This is a genomic window from Anaeromyxobacter dehalogenans 2CP-1 (assembly GCF_000022145.1).
In the GTDB taxonomy this organism is placed as follows: domain Bacteria; phylum Myxococcota; class Myxococcia; order Myxococcales; family Anaeromyxobacteraceae; genus Anaeromyxobacter; species Anaeromyxobacter dehalogenans.
This window is the reverse complement of sequence record NC_011891.1, coordinates 3,082,501-3,098,278: the sequence shown is the minus strand read 5'-3', so window position 1 is coordinate 3,098,278 and position 15,778 is coordinate 3,082,501. Positions and strand designations below refer to the sequence as shown.

Below are 15,778 nucleotides of genomic sequence, written 5' to 3'. Positions count from 1 at the left end.
AAGGAGTGATCCGTGCCGCACTGCGCCAGGATCCCGCTCGGGGCGGCGGCGCTGCGCCCTCGCGCGCACCTCGCGGGTCGCTGGCACACTCGATCGACCCCACAGCGAGGAGCCCGCATGTCGTCGACCGACGTCTTCCGCCGCGCCCGCGACTTCCTGGTCACCCACCGCGAGGATTACGAGACCGCGTACCGCGAGTTCCGCTGGCCGGTGCTCGACCGGTTCAACTGGGCGCTGGACTGGTTCGACATGATCGCGGACGGCAACGGCCGCACCGCGCTGCACATCATCGAGGACTACGGCGCCGAGCTCCGGCTCTCCTACGTCGAGCTGGCCGAGCGCTCCAACCGCGTGGCGACCTACCTGCGCCGCCACGGCGTGGAGCGCGGGCACCGCGTGCTGATGATGCTGCCGAACTGCGTGCAGATCTGGGAGGTGATGCTCGCCTCGATGAAGCTGGGGGCGTGCGTCATCCCCGCCACGTCGCTGCTCACGCCCGAGGACGTCCAGGACCGCATCGAGCGGGGGCGGGTGGGGCACGTCATCACCGACGCGGCCGGCACCGAGAAGTTCCGGGTGGTGAACGGGAGCTTCACGCGGCACGTGGTGGGCGAGGCGGTGCCGGGCTGGATGCAGTACGAGGACGCCTACGACGAGGGCTCGTTCTTCCTGCCCCACGGCGAGACGCTGGCCTCCGACCCGGTGCTGCTCTACTTCACGAGCGGCACCACCGCGAAGCCGAAGCTGGTGGTGCACACGCACAAGAGCTACCCGGTCGGCCACCTCTCCACGATGTACTGGATCGGCCTCCGCGAGGGCGACAAGCACCTCAACGTCTCGTCCCCGGGCTGGGCGAAGCACGCCTGGTCGAGCTTCTTCGCGCCGTTCAACGCGGGCGCGACGGTCTGCGTCTACAACTACGCCCGGTTCAGCGCCGCCCGCACGCTGGAGGTGCTGGCGCGCCACCAGATCACCACCCTGTGCGCGCCGCCCACCGTGTGGCGCATGCTGATCCTCGAGGACCTGGCGAAGCACCCGGTGAAGCTCCGCGAGCTGCTCAGCGCCGGCGAGCCGCTCAACCCCGAGGTGATCGAGAAGGTGCGCCAGGCCTGGGGCATCACCATCCGCGACGGCTACGGACAGACCGAGACCACCTGCCAGATCGGCAACTCGCCCGGCCAGCCGCTGAAGCCCGGGTCCATGGGCCGGCCGCTCCCCGGCTACAGGATCGCGCTGCTCGACGAGGAGGGGCGCCCCGCGCCGGAGGAGGGCGAGATCTGCATCGACCTCGAGGCCCGGCCGGCCTCGCTCATGGCGGGCTACGAGGGCGACGCGAACCTGAACGACTTCGTCACCCGGCACGGGCACTACCACACCGGCGACGTCGCCACGCGCGACGAGGAGGGCTACATCACCTACGTCGGGCGCTCCGACGACGTCTTCAAGAGCTCGGACTACCGGATCAGCCCGTTCGAGCTGGAGAGCGCGCTCATCGAGCACGACGCGGTGGCCGAGGCGGCGGTGGTGCCGAGCCCGGACGCGGTGCGCGGGCTCCTGCCCAAGGCGTTCATCATCCTGAAGCCGGGGCGCACCCCGGACCGCGAGCTGGCGCTCGAGATCTTCCGGTTCCTGCGGCGCCGCCTGGCCCCGTACAAGCGCATCCGCCGCGTCGAGTTCTCCGAGCTGCCCAAGACGGTGTCGGGCAAGATCCGGCGCGTCGAGCTGCGGCGCCGCGAGCAGGCGCGGGCGCCCTCGGCGCCCCGGGGCCCGCTCGAGTTCTGGCAGGAGGACTTCCCGGAGCTCGCGGCGGGCGAGGGGCGCTGATCGCCGCCGCGCTGCGGCGTCCGGCCGCGGGCGGGGCGCGCGGCGACGGCCGCGCGGGGCGGGTCCGGGCGGGCCGGCCGCGCGCGCCCGCGCGCTGCGAAAGAAGCCGTGGCGCGGGCGGGGGGACCCGTAGCATGCTAGGCCGACGCCGCCGGCGCCTCCAGGTGCCGGCTTCCGGGCAGCGAACCTCACGCCCCGCACGCTCCGGCGCGACGGGCTGATGGAGACCGACGCCATGGCGAACCCCCGCGTGATCCGCACCTTCTCGATGCTCGGCGCCGACGGCGCCGGGAAGACCGCGCTCGTCGAGGCGCTGCTGCGCGTCGCCGACGCGAAGCGCGCCGCGCCCGACGGCTCGACGGCCCGCCTGGACGCCGAGCCCGAGGAGAAGAAGCGCAACTTCACGCTGTCGCTCCACCCGGAGAGCTTCGAGGAGGACGGCCGGTCGTTCCACGTGCTCGACTGCCCCGGCTTCGCCGCGTTCCTCACCGAGGTGGAGTGGGCGCTGCAGGTCACCGACGGCGCCATCCTGGCCATCTCCGCGGCGGACGGCGCGCACAACCGCGCCGAGCGGACCTACGACGTGCTGGCCGAGTCCGGTCGCCCCGCGTTCGCGGTGATCACCCGGCTCGACCACGAGCAGGCCGACTTCCACGAGGCGCTCGAGGACATCGAGAGCTCGCTGAAGGTGAAGGCCATCCCGCTGCAGCTGCCGGTGTTCGGGCCGGAGCGGGTCAAGGGGCTCGCCGATCTCGTCTCGATGAAGCTCCACGCCTGGGACGGGAAGGGCTTCGGTCAGTGGACCGAGGCGGAGATCCCCGCCGAGGCGCGCGAGGAGGCGGAGCGCCTGCGCACCGCGATGGTGGAGGCGGCGGCCGAGTCGGACGACGAGCTGCTCGGGAAGTACCTGGACGGCGCGCCGCTCGCGGAGGAGGAGATCCTGCGCGGCCTGGCCGCCGGCGCGGCGGCGCAGCGCTTCCTGCCGGTGGCCTGCGCCGGCGCGAAGTCCGGCGTGGGCGTGCGCGAGCTGCTCGACCTGGCCGTGCGGATCCTGCCGGGGCCCGAGGCGCGGGCCGTGAAGGGCAGGGACCCCGCCGGCAAGGAGACCGTGCGCAGCGCCGCGCCCGACGCGCCGTTCTCGGGCCAGGTGTTCAAGACCACCATCGACCACTTCGCCGGGCGCATCGACTACCTGCGGGTGTTCTCCGGCACGCTCCGGGCCGACGCCACCGTGGTGAACCCGCGGACGCGCACCGAGGAGCGCATCGGCCACCTGTACCGGACCGACGGCGCGCAGACGGTCGAGGTGAACGAGGCGGAGCCGGGCGACTTCGTGGTGCTGGTGAAGCTCAAGGACGCGCACACGGGCGACACGCTCTGCGATCGCGACGTGCCCCTCGCGCTGCCGCCGTTCGCGCAGCACGTGCGGCCGGTGTCCTACGCGGTGCACGCCAAGGCCGGTGACGACAAGGCGGCCGCGGCGCTCCAGAAGATCATCGAGGAGGACCCGTCGCTCGAGCTGACGCGCTCGACCGAGACCGGCGAGATGCTCCTCCAGGGCATGGGCCAGGCGCACCTCGACGTCACGGTGGAGCGCGCCAAGCGCAAGCACGGCGTGGAGATCACGCTCACCCCGCCCAGCCCGGCCTACCTCGAGACGATCACCGCGGCCGCCAAGGCGCAGGGCAAGTTCAAGCGGCAGACCGGCGGCCACGGCCAGTACGGCGACGCGCACGTCGAGCTGCAGCCCAGGGCCCGCGGCGAGGGCTTCGAGTTCGAGGACGCGATCGTCGGCGGCGTCATCCCCCGCCAGTTCATCCCGTCGGTGGAGAAGGGCATCCGCGGCGCGCTCTCCTCGGGCCCGCTGGCGGGCTACCCGGTGGTGGACTTCCGGGCCCGGCTGGTGTTCGGCAGCTACCACGACGTGGACAGCTCCGACATGGCGTTCCAGGTCGCGGGCTCGATGGCGTTCAAGAAGGCGGTGCTGGAGGCCAGGCCCATCCTGCTCGAGCCCATCATGAAGCTCGAGGTGCGGGTCCCCGAGGAGTACGTGGGCGCGGTGATGGGCGACCTGAACAGCCGGCGCGCCAAGGTGCAGGGCCTGGAGCCGCTGGCGCGCGGGGTGCTCATCCGCGCCACCTGCCCGCACGCCGAGGCGATGAGCTACGACGCCGACCTGCGCTCGCTCACGCAGGGCGTCGGCTACTTCACCATGGAGCCGTCGCACCACGACCCGGTGCCGCCGCACATCGCCCAGAAGATCATCGAGAAGCGGCGCGCGGAGGGGAAGGTGAAGGGCGTCGAGGAGGAGAAGTAGCGGCCGGCCGGGCGGGGGCGTCCGCGGCGCTGCGCCGGGGGGCGATCTGGACTAGGATGGCCCCTCCTTGCGCGCCTACCTTCGCCTCTTCCGCTTCGTCCTGCCGTACAAGGGACGGCTCGTGGCAGCCATCGCCTGCATGGCGGTGCTGTCCATCACGACCGCGATCTACGTCAACCTGCTGGGCCCCGCGCTCCAGTTCCTGTTCACCGGGGACACGGGCGCGGTGGCCACGCTGGGCAAGTTCCTCCCCGACTCGGTGGACCTCGCGGGCCTGCTGGCCGGCGCCGACCGCGCCTCCATCCTGGCGGCGCTGCCCCTGGTCATCGTGGCGGTCTCGGTGGTGAAGGGCTTCGCCTACTTCGGCCAGTTCTACCTCATCGGCATGGTCGGCCAGCGGGTCATCGCCGACATCCGCAAGGCGCTGTTCGACCACCTGCTGAAGCTCTCCCCCGGCTTCTACACGCGGCGCCACTCCGGCGACATCCTGCAGCGCTTCTCCGCCGACGTGCTGGCGGTGGACGTGGCGGTGTCGAACGCGGTGCCCAGCTACGTGCGCGACGGGCTCACCGTGGTGGTGATGCTGGTGAACTGCTTCGTGCTCGACTGGCGCATGTCGCTCATCGCGTTCGGCGCGGTCCCGGCCACGCTGTTCCCGGTGATCCGGCTGGCGAAGCGGCTGAAGCGGGTCACCGGCCACGCGCAGAAGACCGGCGGCGAGCTCTCCGAGATGGTGCAGGAGGCGGTGAGCGGGATGCGGGTGGTGCAGGCCTACGGGATGGAGCGGTGGGAGTCCCGCCGCTTCGCCGACGCGAACGCGAAGCTGGTCCGAATCCTCCGGCGCAGCTACCTCGTCCGAGCGTTCTCCTCGCCGCTCATGGAGATCATGGGCGCGGCCGGCCTGGCCGCGGCCATCTGGTGGGTGGGCGGCCGGATCCTGGCGGGCGAGCTCGAGGCGGCCAAGTTCTTCTCGTTCGTGGCGGCGGTGCTGCTGCTCTACACGCCGGTGAAGCAGCTCGGGCGCATGGGGCAGATCGCGATGCAGGGGGCCGCGGCGGGCGACCGCATCTTCGAGATCCTCGACACGCCCAGCGCGGTGCCGGACGCGGGCCGCGCCACGCTGGCCCCGTTCCGCGCGGCCATCCGCTACGAGGACGTCTCCTTCTCCTACGGCGATCGGCCGGTGCTGACCGGCTTCTCGCTCGAGCTCCGCAAGGGCGAGGTGGTGGCGCTGGTGGGCGCCTCCGGCGGCGGCAAGACCACGGTCGCGAACCTGCTGCCGCGGTTCTGGGACCCGACCGGCGGGCGGATCACGGTCGACGGCGTGGACCTGCGCGACCTCACGCTCGCGAGCCTGCGCGCGCAGCTCGCGCTGGTGACGCAGGAGACGGTGCTGTTCAACGACAGCATCCGCGCGAACATCGCCTACGGCCGGCCCGAGGTGTCGCAGGCGGACGTGGAGCAGGCGGCCCGCCTGGCGCAGGCGCACGACTTCATCCGCGCGATGCCGGAGGGGTACGACACGGTGGTGGGCGAGCGCGGCGTGCTGCTGTCCGGCGGCCAGCGCCAGCGGATCGCGATCGCGCGCGCGTTCCTGAAGGACGCGCCCATCCTCATCCTCGACGAGGCCACCAGCGCGCTCGACGCGGAGAGCGAGCGCGAGGTGCAGCGTGCGCTCGACTCGCTCATGGCCATCGACGGCGCGAGCCGCCGGACCACGCTGGTGATCGCCCACCGGCTCTCGACCATCCGCAACGCCGACCGGATCGTGGTGATCGCCGGCGGCAGGGTGGTGGAGGCCGGCGACCACGCCACCCTGGTCGCGCGCGGCGGCGAGTACGCGCGGCTCCACCGCATCGCCGAGGGCGCGGAGCGGCAGGGGGCGCGCGCCGGCGCGGTGTAGCCGATGCGGCGCCTCCTCGCGCTCGCGCTGGCCGCGGCGGTGGTCGGCTACCTCGCGTTCGGCGCGGTGGCCTGGCAGCGCCGCGGGCTGCGGGAGGCGCAGGCCAGCCCGGCGCTGGCCGCGGCCGAGGCGCGCGGCGCCTGGCACGTGCACACCACCGCGAGCGACGGGCGCGGGACGCTCGACGAGGTGGCCCGCGCGGCGCGGGCCGCCGGGCTGCGCTTCGTGGTGATCTCGGACCACGACGTGCTGGCGCCGCCCGAGCCCCGCTACCAGGACGGCATCCTGCTCGTCCCCGCCACCGAGGTGTCGACGCGCCAGGGGCACGTGGTGGCGCTGGGCGTCTCGCGCGCCCTCACCCGCGCCGAGCGCGACGGCGACGCGCTCGCCGCCATCCGCGCGCTGGGCGGCCAGGCCGTGATCGCGCACCCGCTCCACCCGCGGCGCGCGTTCACCGGCTGGGGCGGCGGGCCGTGGCGCGGGCTGGAGGTGGTCTCGAACGACACCGCCTGGTACCGCGCGCTGGCGGACCGCGACGTGCGCCGCGTGCTCGCGGCGCTGGCGGTGCTGCCCTGGGACCCGCCGCGCGCGGTGCTCGAGCTCCAGGACGACCCCGCCGACGAGCTGGTCCGGCTCGACGCCGAGCTGCGCGGCGCCCGGGCGGCCGGCGGCCGCGCGCCGGCGCACGTGCTGCTCTGCGCCGCCGACGCGCACGGCTACCCCGGGTACGCGGCGGCGTTCGGCGCGTTCTCGATGCACGTGCCGGTGACCCTGGGCGGCGACGCCTCGCGCGACGCGGCCGCGGTCCGCGCCGCCCTCCTGGACGGCCGGGCCACGTGCGTGCTCGACGGCCTCGCGCCGGCCGCCGGCGTGCGCCTGACCCCCACGGCGGAGGGCGCGCTGTCGCTGTCGCTCCACGCCGCCGTGGCGGGGACCCGGACGTACACCCTCCTCCACGACGGGGCGCCGACCGGGCGCTTCGAGGCCGCGCGCGACGGGAGCGCCGGCGGCACGTTCCGCTGCGGCGGACGGTGCCCGCCGGGCGACTACCGCGCCGAGGTCGCGCTCGAAGGGCGTCGCTGGATCTTCACGAACCCGGTCCGCATCGAGTAAGAAGCGGCCAGCCGTGCACCTCGTCTACGCCATCGCCACCTACCTGCTGTTCGTGATCGGGCTGCCGTTCCTGCTCACGCACCCCAAGCTGCGCCACGGGATCGCCCAGCGGCTCGGGCTGTACGGGCGCTCGCTGGACCGGGGCCGCGGCAGCCCGCGCATCTGGCTGCACGGGGCGAGCGCCGGGGACCTGCTCTCGCTCCAGCCCATGATGGCGGAGCTGAAGGCCCGCATGCCGGGCTGCTGCGTGATCGTCAGCACCATGACGAACAGCGGGCTCGCCATGGCCCGCAAGAAGCTGGGCGGGGTGGCGGACGTGGTGGTGTACGCACCGTACGACCTCCCCGGCGCCACCCGGCGGGCGGTGCGGGCGCTCGAGCCGGACCTGCTCGTGCTCGAGTACACCGAGATCTGGCCGAACCTGATCCGCTCCGCCCACAAGGCGGGCGTGCGCATCGCGCTCACCAACGGCCGCTTCAACCCGGAGAACCTCTCGCGCTACCGCGCGCTGTTCCTCGCCATCGGCAACCCGCTGCGCCGCGTCGACTGCTTCCTGATGCGCTCCGACGAGGAGGCCGAGCGCGTGCTCGCGCTCGGCGCGGCGCCGGACCGGGTCTGGGTGACGGGCAACACCAAGTTCGACGCGCTGGTGCTGGACGCGGCCGAGGGCGGCAAGGCCGAGGCGCTGCGCGCGGAGATGGGGTTGCAGGCGGGCGCGCCGGTGCTCATGGCCGGCTCCACGCACGAGGGCGAGGAGGAGCTGATCCTGGGCGCGTACCGCAAGCTGCTGGCGCGCCACCCTCGCCTGCAGCTCGTCGTCGCGCCGCGCTACGTGGAGCGCTCCGGGCGCATCATGGCGCTCGCCGCCGAGGCGGGGCTCTCGGTGCGCCTGCGCAGCGGCGGCGCGGCGGCGGGGCACGCGCAGGTCACCGTGCTCGACACGATCGGCGAGCTGGCGGCCGCGTACGGGCTGGCCACGCTCGTGTTCGTGGGCGGGAGCTTCGTCACCCGCGGCGGCCAGAACGTGCTCGAGCCGGCCGCGCAGGGGCGCCCGGTGCTGTTCGGGCCGCACATGGAGAACTTCAAGGACTCGGTCCAGGTGCTGCAGGGGAGGGGAGGGATCCAGGTCGCGACGCCCGAGAAGCTGCTCAAGGTGGCGGACGAGCTGCTCTCGCGACCCGATCAGCTCCAGGAGCTGGGCGTGCTGGCGCGGCGCTCGGTCGGCGCCATCCGCGGCGCGAGCGCGCGCAACGTGGACCACATGCTGTCCATCCTGCCGCGCGGGAAGGTGGCCGCAGCGTGAGCGATCCCTCCAGCATCCTCGTCATCCGCTACAGCGCGATGGGCGACGTGGTGCTCGCCACCAGCGTGCTGGAGCCGCTCCGCGCGCGGTTTCCGGGCGCGCGCATCGAGTGGGTGACCGACGCGCTGTACGCGCCGCTGCTGGAGGGGCTGCCCGGGCTCGCGGCGGTGCACCGGCTGTCGCGCGAGGGCCCGAGCTCCGCGCTGCCGCTGGCGGCGCGGCTGCGCGGGCGGTTCGACCTGGTCATCGACCTCCAGAACAAGGTGCGGAGCGCGGTGGTGGCCCGCGCCGCGGCCCCGCTGCGCACCGCGTTCAAGCGGCGCAGCGCGCTCCGGGCGCTCCTGTCGGTGTTCGGCTCGGACCCGCCGCTGGTCCGCGCGCACCAGACCCAGCTCTACGGCGAGGCGCTCGCGGCCCTGGGCGTGAGCGGCCCCGGCCCGCTCGAGATCTCGCTCTCGCCGCAGGCGCGCGCGCTCGCCGCCGACGCGCTGCAGGGCGTGGAGGCGCCGGCGGTCGCGCTCGCCCCCGGCGCGCGCTGGGCCACCAAGCGCTGGCCCGCCGAGCGGTTCGCGGCGGTCGCCGACGCGCTGCACGCCGAGGGCGTGCGCATCGTCCTGTGCGGCGGCCCCGGCGACCGCGACGCGTTCGCGGCGTTCCGCGCCGCCACCCGCGCGAAGGTCGCCGCCGATCTGTCTTTCCTGCCGCTCGACGCGCTCGCCGCCGCCATCGCCCGCGTGCAGCTCCTCATCGCCTGCGACTCGGGCCCGGTGCACCTCGCCACCGCGGTGGGCACGCCGGTGCTGGCGCTGTTCGGGCCGACCTCGGTCGCGCGCTGGGGGCCGCCGCCCCCCGGGCGCGCGCTCTCGCTCGGCCTCTCCTGCTCGCCCTGCTCGAACCACGGCGGCGACTACTGCCCCGAGGGCCACCACCGCTGCCTCGCGGACCTGGCGCCGCAGGCGGTGCTGGCCAGCGCGCGAGAGATGCTGCGGCGATGAGCGGGCTCGAGGCGATCTGGTGGCGCGAGCGCCCGGGGCCCCTGGGGGCGCTGGCGGGCGCGCCGCTGCTGCTCGCCGAGGCGCCGTTCCGCGCCGCCGCGGCGCTCCGGGGCGCGCTGTACGATCGCGGGGTCCTGCCGGCCGTCCGGGCGGGCGCGCCGGTCGTCTCCATCGGGAACCTCGCGGTGGGCGGGGCCGGAAAGACGCCGGCGGCGCTGGCGGTGGCGGCGCGCCTGGCCGGGCGCGGCCGCCGGGTCGCGATCCTCTCCCGCGGCTACGGCGCCGCGCGCGCGGACGCCCGGGTCGCCTCCGACGGCGCGGGCGCGCTGCTGCCCGCGGCCGAGGCCGGCGACGAGCCGGCGCTGCTCGCGCGCCGCCTGCCCGGCGTGGCGGTGCTGTGCGGGCCGCGCCGCGCCGAGCTGGCCCGCACCGCGGTGGAGGCGCTCGGCGCCGACGCCCTGGTGCTCGACGACGGCTTCCAGCACCGCGCGCTCGCGCGCGACCTCGACGTGGTGGTGCTCGACGCGTCGAACCCGTTCGGCAACGGCCACCTCCTGCCGCGCGGGCCCAACCGCGAGCCGCGGACCGCGCTGCGCCGCGCCGGGCTGGTCTGGCTCTCGCACGCGGACCGGGCCGCGCCGGAGCGGCTGGAGGCGCTCCGCGCGCTCGCCCGCGACGCCACCGGCCGCGCGCCGGTGGAGTCGCGCCACGCGGCCACCGCGCTGCTCGACGGCGCCCTGCGGGAGGCGGGATCGCTGGAGGCGCTCCGGGGCCGCCGGGTCGCCGCGCTGTCCGGCCTCGCCCGGCCGGCAGGGTTCCTGCGCACGCTCGAGGCGCTCGGCGCCGAGGTCGCGCTCGCGCGCGCCTTCCCCGACCACCACCGCTTCACCGCCGGCGAGCTCGAGGCGGTCCTCCGCGACGGCGACGCCGCGGGCTGCGCCTGGGTGGTCACCACGGAGAAGGACGCGGTCCGCCTCGACCCCGCGCTGGCCGCGGGAGCGGCCGGCCGGCTCCGCGTGGTCCGCGTGGACGCGGAGCTCCTGCGCGGCGCCGACGTCCTCGAGGCCGCGCTCGACGCGGCGCTCGCCGCCGCCGCCCCTCAACCCCGACCGGCGCCGCGCGCCCCGGTGTCCTGATCATGCGCCTGCTCGGCTGGATCTTCGCCCGCCTCCCGTACCGCTGGATCATGGCGCTCGGCGCCGCGCTGGGCGCGCTGGTCTGGGGGCTCGGCATCCGCCGGCGCGTGGTGCTGGAGAACCTGCGCCTCGCCTTCCCCGACCGCCCCGAGGCGGAGCGGCGCGCCATCGCGCGCACCACGTACCGCAACCTGGGGCAGATGATCCCGGAGTTCCTGCGGGTCCCGGCGCTGGCGCCGGCGGACCTGGAGCGGATCTTCGAGGTCGAGGGCTGGGACCGCTTCGAGGCGGCCCGCGCGCGGGGGAAGGGCGTCATCGCCTGCACCGGGCACTTCGGCAACTTCGAGGTGCTCGCCGCCGCCATGACCCTGCGCGGCGTGCCCATCACCATGATCACGCGCCCCATGGGCAAGTCGGGCGCCAACGACGCCTGGCGCAAGGCGCGCGAGCGGGCCGGGGTGGAGGACCTGGTGGTCCGGCGCGGCCAGACGCTCCAGGCCGCCACCCGCTCGCTCAAGGCGGGCCGCGTGCTCGGCTACGTCATCGACCAGAACCAGCCGCGCCGGCGCGCCGTCTTCCCCACCTTCTTCGGCGTGCCGGCGGCCACCGCGCCCACGCCGGCGGTGCTGGCCATGCGCACCGGGGCGGCGGTGGTGTTCACGGTGTCGCTGCCGCTCGGCGACGGCCGGCACAAGGTGATCATCGAGGGCCCCATCGACCCGCCCGACACCGGCGATCGCGACCGGGACGTGCTCGCGTTCCTGCAGGACCTGAACGACCGGTTGGAGCGGTACGTCCGCCTGCACCCGGATCGCTGGTACTGGCTGCACCGACGGTGGAAGACGCGGCCGGACGGCGAGGGGGCCGGGAGCGCGGGCGCGGTGGCCTGACGCATCGTCGCGCCGCCGGCGCGCGCGTGTAGGGCACGCGGGCACCCGGCGCGGGCGGCGCGGCGGCGAGGTGCGCGATTGACGGGCGAAACCCGCGCGCGGTAGGAAACGCGCGTGCGCCGCCCCAGGGAACCCGAGCTGCCCTCGCTCGCCAGCCTCCTGCCCCGCTTCGCGGAGAGCGAGGTGGTCGTCGTCGGCGACTTCGTGGCCGACGAGTACGTGTACGGCGAGACCGAGCGCATCAGCCGCGAGGCGCCGGTGCTCATCGTCCGGTACGAGTCGTCCGAGCTGAAGGCGGGCGGGGCGGGCAACGCCGCCGCGAACCTGGCCGCGCTCGGCGTGAAGGTCCGCGCCGTCGGCGTGGTGGGCGACGACGGGCTGGGCAACGCGCTCCTCGAGGAGCTGACCGGACTGGGCGTGGACGTGGCGGGCATCCAGCGGGTGCCCGGACGAGAGACCGAGGCCAAGACCCGCATCCTCGCGGGCGGGCGCTCCACCCGGCGCCAGCAGATGATCCGCCTGGACCGCGCGCCGCGGGCGCCGCTCCCGGCCACCGCCGAGCGGCGGCTCGTGAAGGACCTGGAGCGGGCCGGGCGCCGCGCGGGGACGGTGCTGGCGAGCGACTACGGATCGGGCGCGCTGGGCGCGGCCGCCATCGAGGCGCTCCGCCTGCTGAAGCGCGGCGGTGTGCCGGTGTGCGTGGACTCCCGGTACAGCCTGCGCGCGTTCACCGGCCTCACGATGGTGAAGCCGAACGAGGTCGAGCTCGAGACCGCGTCGGGCGTGTCGCTGGCGCAGCCCGGCGGCCTGGAGAAGGCCGCGCGGACGCTGCTGAAGCGCGTGGACTGCGACGTGCTGCTGGTGACGCGCGGGCGGAACGGGATGTCGGTGTTCCGCCGCGGCGCCCCGCCGGTCCACGTGCCGGCGCACGGCAGCCAGGACGCGGTGGACGTGACCGGCGCGGGGGACACGGTGGCGGCCACCTTCAGCGCCGGCCTCGCCGCCGGGGGTGATCCGGTCGCGGCGGCCCGGCTCGCGAACGTGGCCGGCTCGCTGGTGGTGCAGAAGGCGGGCACCGCCACCGTCTCGCGCGAGGAGCTCGCGGCGGAGCTGCTCCGGCCGTGAGCCGCCTCGCCCGCAAGCGCGTCGCGCTCGAGGATCTCGCCGCGGTGCGCGCCCGCGCCTCCGCGGCCGGGCGCACGGTGGCGCTCGCGAACGGCGTGTTCGACCTGTTCCACGTCGGTCACCTCCGCTACCTGGAGGGCGCCCGGGCCGAGGCCGACCTGCTGGTGGTGGCGGTGAACTCCGACGCGTCCACGCGCGCGAACAAGGGCGACGGCCGCCCGGTGGTGCCCGAGGCCGAGCGGGCCGAGATCGTGGCGGCGCTCGAGTGCGTGGACCACGTGGTGCTGTTCGACTCGAAGGACGTGGTCCCGGTCATCCGGGCCCTGCGGCCGGACGTGCAGGTGAAGGGGACCGACTACACGCCCGACACCATCCCGGAGGCCGCCGAGGTGCGCGCCTACGGCGGCCGGGTGGCGGTGGCCGGAGATCCGAAGGACCACTCCACCACCGAGCTCATCGCGAAGCTCGACGCCACGCGGAAGGGATGAGCGCGGCCGTGCGCGGGAGCGGCGTCCCCATGCGCGTGCTGGAGCTGCTCTCGTCCGCGTGGTGGACCGGCCCCGCCGAGCGCATGGCCTCGGTCGCGCGCGAGCTGCGCGCCCGCGGGCACCACGTGGAGGTGGCGGTGGACGCGCTGCGGGAGGGCAACCTCCGGGAGGCGCTCCGCGCGCGCGGGTTCCCGCCGCGGGAGGACCTGGCGCTGTCCACCAAGGCCGGGCCGGTCGCGTACCTGCGCGACGTGCGCCACCTGGCCGCCGCGGCGCGCGACCTCGACGTGCTGCACGCGAACTTCTCGCACGACCACACGCTCGCGCTCCTGGCGCTGCGCCGCCGCGGCGCGCGTCGGGTGGTCCGCACGGTCCACTCGTCCCGGTCGCTCCGCACCAACCCGCTCCAGCGGCTGGTGCACCGGGCCACCGACGGGCTGATCGCCGTGTGCGAGGCGCACGCGCGCGCGCTGGTGGAGCGGTTCGGCGTGCCCGAGGATCGGGTGCTCGCGACGCGGGGCGCGGTGGACGCCGACGCGTTCCGGCCGGACGGGCCGGACCTGCGCGCGGCGCTCGGGATCGAGCCGGGCGCGCCGGTGGCGGGCATCGTCTCGCGCATCAAGCCGGGGCGCCGCCACGAGGACCTGGTGGAGGCGTTCCGGCTCGTGGCCGACCGGCTGCCCGAGGCGCGCCTGGTGATCGTCGGCCGCGGGGAGGGCGAGGAGGCGATCCGGGTGCGCGTTGCGCACCGCGGGCTGCAGCGCCAGGTCGTGTTCGCGGGGTATCGCACCGGTCCGGAGCTGGCCGCGGCGTACCGGACGTTCGACGCGAACGTGCTGCTGGCGGAGGGCAACGACGGGACGTGCCGCGCGCTCCTGGAGGGCATGGCGGCGGGGCGGGCCGGCGTCGCCTACCGCTTCGGCGCGCCCGCCGAGGCGATCGTGGATGGCACCACCGGGCTGCTCGCGGCGGAGGGCGACGTTCCCGCGCTCGGCGCCGCGCTGATCGAGCTGCTCGGCGCGCCGGCGCGGGCCCGGGCGCTGGGCGCGGCCGCGCGCGAGCGGATGGCGGCGCTGTTCACCGAGGCGGCGCGCGGCGAGGCGGTGGAGCGGTTCCTCGCGCAGGTGCTCGCCTTGCCGCCGGCCCGCGGCGCGGACTAAGCTCCGCGCGGAGGAGCACGCATGGCGCTGTCGCCCGAGCTGAAGGACATCCTGGCCTGCCCGAAGTGCAAGGGCGAGCTGGAGTTCCGCGAGGCGGATCACGAGATCCGCTGCAACCGCTGCCGGCTCGCGTTCCGCATCGAGGACGACATCCCGGTGATGCTCCTCGACGAGGCGCGCCCGCTCCTTTGAGCCGGGGGCGGCCCCGCCGCGCCCGCCTTGACGCTCCCCGGGCCCGGGACTACGGTCCGGGACCGATGCGTCCAACCCCCGGGAGTCGCCGATGATCCGCAGCATGACGGGGTTCGGGGCCGGCCACGGCGCCGCCTCGGGCGAGGAGGTGGACGTCGAGGTCCGCTCCGTCAACCACAAGTACTGCGAGGTGAAGGTCCGCCTCCCCCGCGAGCTCGCCGCGCTCGAGCACGAGATCGCGAAGGCCGTGAAGGAGCGGCTGGCGCGCGGCGGCGTGGAGGTCGCGGTCCGGCGCGCCACGGCCGGCGGCGGCCTGGCGGCTCGCGTTGACGTGGCGCTGGCCGAGTCGTACGCGCGTGCGTTCGGGGAGATCCAGGCGCGCCTCGGGCTCCCGGGCGCGATCACGCTCGCGGACGTGCTGGCGGCGGACGGCGTCGTCCGGTTGGAGGAGCGCACCGTGGACGCCGCCGCGGGGGGCACGGCGGCCCGGGCGGCGCTCGCCCACGCGCTCGACGCGCTGGTGGAGATGCGCGCGCGGGAGGGCGCCGCGCTGGCGCGCGACCTCGGCGCCCGGCTCGACGCGGTCGAGCAGATGGTGGCGCGCGTGGCCGAGCTGTCGCCGCGCGTGGTGGAGCAGTACCGGACGCGCCTGCAGGAGCGGATCGCCGAGCTGACGCAGGGGATCGCGCTCGACCCGGGGCGGCTGGCGCAGGAGGTGGCGCTCTTCGCCGACCGGACCGACGTGGCCGAGGAGATCACGCGGCTGCACAGCCACCTCGCCCAGGTGCGCGCGCTGCTCGCCTCGGCGGAGCCGGCCGGCCGCAAGCTCGACTTCCTCGTCCAGGAGATGCACCGCGAGACGAACACCATCGGCTCGAAGTCGCAGAGCGCCGAGGTAGCCGGCATCGTGGTGGCGCTCAAGGCGGAGATCGAGCGCATGCGCGAGCAGGTGCAGAATGTCGAGTGACGCCGCGCACGAGCGGCTCCCGGGGCTGCTGCTGGTGCTCTCGGCGCCGTCGGGGGCGGGGAAGACCACGCTCGCGCACCGGCTGCGGGACGCCTCGCCCGACGCCGTGTTCTCGATCTCGGCCACCACCCGCGCCCCGCGCGGCGCCGAGCGCGAGGGCGTGGACTACCACTTCGTCACCGCGGAGCGGTTTGCCGATCTGGTGGCGCAGGGCGCGTTCGCGGAGTGGGCCGAGGTGCACGGCCAGCGCTACGGCACGCTGCGCGCCACGGTGGAGCAGGCGCTCGCCGCCGGGAAGCTCGCGCTGTTCGACATCGACGTGCAGGGCGGCGCGCAGATCAAGGCGGCGTGGCCGCAGCAGGCCG

The 15,778-nt window shown here is 75.4% G+C and carries 14 protein-coding genes (1 of these 14 cut by a window edge); all 14 read left to right on the top strand.

The genetic code is table 11. The features are described from left to right. Positions 1 to 117: 117 nt before the first annotated feature. Positions 118 to 1,824, top strand: a complete 1,707-nt coding sequence (locus A2CP1_RS14115; RefSeq protein ID WP_012633895.1) for an AMP-binding protein — start codon at positions 118 to 120, stop codon at positions 1,822 to 1,824. Positions 1,825 to 2,059: 235 nt separating this feature from the next. Continuing rightward, a complete protein-coding gene (locus A2CP1_RS14110; protein WP_012633894.1) occupies positions 2,060 to 4,141 on the top strand; it encodes an elongation factor G in 2,082 nt (693 codons plus the stop codon). A gap of 67 nt (positions 4,142 to 4,208) precedes the next feature. Then, positions 4,209 to 6,044 carry an ABC transporter ATP-binding protein gene (locus tag A2CP1_RS14105; protein ID WP_012633893.1) on the top strand — a complete coding sequence of 612 codons (1,836 nt, stop codon included), beginning with the start codon at positions 4,209 to 4,211 and terminating at the stop codon, positions 6,042 to 6,044. Positions 6,045 to 6,047: 3 nt separating this feature from the next. Further along, positions 6,048 to 7,157, top strand: a complete 1,110-nt coding sequence (locus A2CP1_RS14100) for a CehA/McbA family metallohydrolase domain-containing protein (protein ID WP_012633892.1) — start codon at positions 6,048 to 6,050, stop codon at positions 7,155 to 7,157. A 13-nt stretch (positions 7,158 to 7,170) separates the two neighbouring features. Beyond that, a complete protein-coding gene (locus tag A2CP1_RS14095) occupies positions 7,171 to 8,460 on the top strand; it encodes a 3-deoxy-D-manno-octulosonic acid transferase (protein WP_012633891.1) in 1,290 nt (429 codons plus the stop codon). Next, complete coding sequence (locus A2CP1_RS14090; protein ID WP_012526705.1) at positions 8,457 to 9,455, top strand: glycosyltransferase family 9 protein; 999 nt, start codon at positions 8,457 to 8,459, stop codon at positions 9,453 to 9,455. The genes A2CP1_RS14095 and A2CP1_RS14090 overlap by 4 nt, the downstream gene beginning before the upstream one ends. Further along, entirely contained in the window at positions 9,452 to 10,591 is a 1,140-nt protein-coding gene (gene lpxK, locus A2CP1_RS14085) for a tetraacyldisaccharide 4'-kinase (protein ID WP_012633890.1), read from the top strand. The genes A2CP1_RS14090 and lpxK overlap by 4 nt, the downstream gene beginning before the upstream one ends. 2 nt (positions 10,592 to 10,593) lie before the next feature. Further along, positions 10,594 to 11,481, top strand: a complete 888-nt coding sequence (locus tag A2CP1_RS14080) for a lysophospholipid acyltransferase family protein (protein WP_012633889.1) — start codon at positions 10,594 to 10,596, stop codon at positions 11,479 to 11,481. 114 nt (positions 11,482 to 11,595) lie between these two features. Next, positions 11,596 to 12,606: a bifunctional heptose 7-phosphate kinase/heptose 1-phosphate adenyltransferase gene (locus tag A2CP1_RS14075; RefSeq protein ID WP_012633888.1), complete on the top strand. Its 1,011-nt coding sequence runs from the start codon at positions 11,596 to 11,598 to the stop codon at positions 12,604 to 12,606. Continuing rightward, complete coding sequence (locus A2CP1_RS14070) at positions 12,603 to 13,094, top strand: adenylyltransferase/cytidyltransferase family protein (RefSeq protein ID WP_012633887.1); 492 nt, start codon at positions 12,603 to 12,605, stop codon at positions 13,092 to 13,094. Before A2CP1_RS14075 ends, A2CP1_RS14070 begins: the two co-directional genes overlap by 4 nt. After that, positions 13,091 to 14,254: a glycosyltransferase family 4 protein gene (locus A2CP1_RS14065; RefSeq protein WP_012633886.1), complete on the top strand. Its 1,164-nt coding sequence runs from the start codon at positions 13,091 to 13,093 to the stop codon at positions 14,252 to 14,254. The genes A2CP1_RS14070 and A2CP1_RS14065 overlap by 4 nt, the downstream gene beginning before the upstream one ends. 21 nt (positions 14,255 to 14,275) lie before the next feature. Further along, on the top strand, positions 14,276 to 14,446 hold the full coding sequence (locus A2CP1_RS23000) for a Trm112 family protein (RefSeq protein ID WP_012633885.1): 171 nt from the start codon (positions 14,276 to 14,278) through the stop codon (positions 14,444 to 14,446). A gap of 91 nt (positions 14,447 to 14,537) precedes the next feature. Then, the gene (locus A2CP1_RS14060; RefSeq protein WP_012633884.1) at positions 14,538 to 15,413 is read left to right on the top strand and encodes a YicC/YloC family endoribonuclease; all 876 of its coding nucleotides are present in this window, start codon (positions 14,538 to 14,540) and stop codon (positions 15,411 to 15,413) included. Next, positions 15,403 to 15,778: the 5' portion of a guanylate kinase gene (gmk, locus tag A2CP1_RS14055; RefSeq protein ID WP_012633883.1), read on the top strand. The gene runs 302 nt beyond the window's last position; 376 of the gene's 678 nt are visible here — the first part of the coding sequence; the start codon lies at positions 15,403 to 15,405; the stop codon falls past the right edge of the window. The genes A2CP1_RS14060 and gmk overlap by 11 nt, the downstream gene beginning before the upstream one ends.